The 645-nt window shown below is 62.0% G+C and carries 1 protein-coding gene; it reads right to left on the bottom strand.

The features are described from left to right. The coding region (locus FUT88_RS24880) for a LysR substrate-binding domain-containing protein (protein ID WP_147219201.1) at nt 1-567 on the bottom strand (567 nt) is incomplete at its 3' end. Between the last annotated feature and the right edge of the window lie 78 nt (nt 568-645).

Here is a 645-nt window from a genome sequence, read left to right as displayed (position 1 = left end):
GATCTCGGCCGATGCTGCATACGGCGAGGCGAGCGGTGCAGCAAACAGAATCTCATCGTCGAACATCGGCACGGTCAGCAGATCGGGATTGCGCAGCGGCTCGCCCAGCGCGATGACGATGGCGTCGAGTTGCCCGTCTTCCAGCTTGGCGAGCAGGCTGCGGTTCGAGCCCAGCGTGAGTTCGATGTCGAGTGCGGAGCGACGCGTTTTCAGGCCCGCAAAGATGCGCGGCAGCGTGCCGACCGTCATCGAATAGAGCCCGCCGATCTTCAGCGTCGTTGACGAAAACCCCGCCGCTTCGCGCGTGCGGCGCACACCGGCTTCGCACTCGGCCAGGATGCGCTCGACGTGTTCGGCAAACACGTAAGCAGTGGACAGCGGAATCAGCTTGCGCCCATCGCGTTTGAACAGCGGGCAGCGCAAACCTTCTTCCAGCGAGTGCAGCGCGCGGTGCACGCTCACCGTGCTTTGCCCCAGCGCTTCCGACACGCGCGCCATGTTGCCCAGCGTCATGAACGACTGGAAGACCTCGAGCTTCTTCAGGGTGATGTCTTCATCGATTGCCATGGCAGGGTCTCCTCCGGGCGCGTTCTGTGGGCGCGCTGCTATCAGAATCGGCCATTGTTTCATTAACTTCAAGTTAAT

Source organism: Ralstonia sp. TCR112 (assembly GCF_007997035.1).
In the GTDB taxonomy this organism is placed as follows: Bacteria; Pseudomonadota; Gammaproteobacteria; order Burkholderiales; family Burkholderiaceae; genus Ralstonia; species Ralstonia edaphi.
This window is presented reverse-complemented; position numbering and strand designations above follow the sequence as displayed.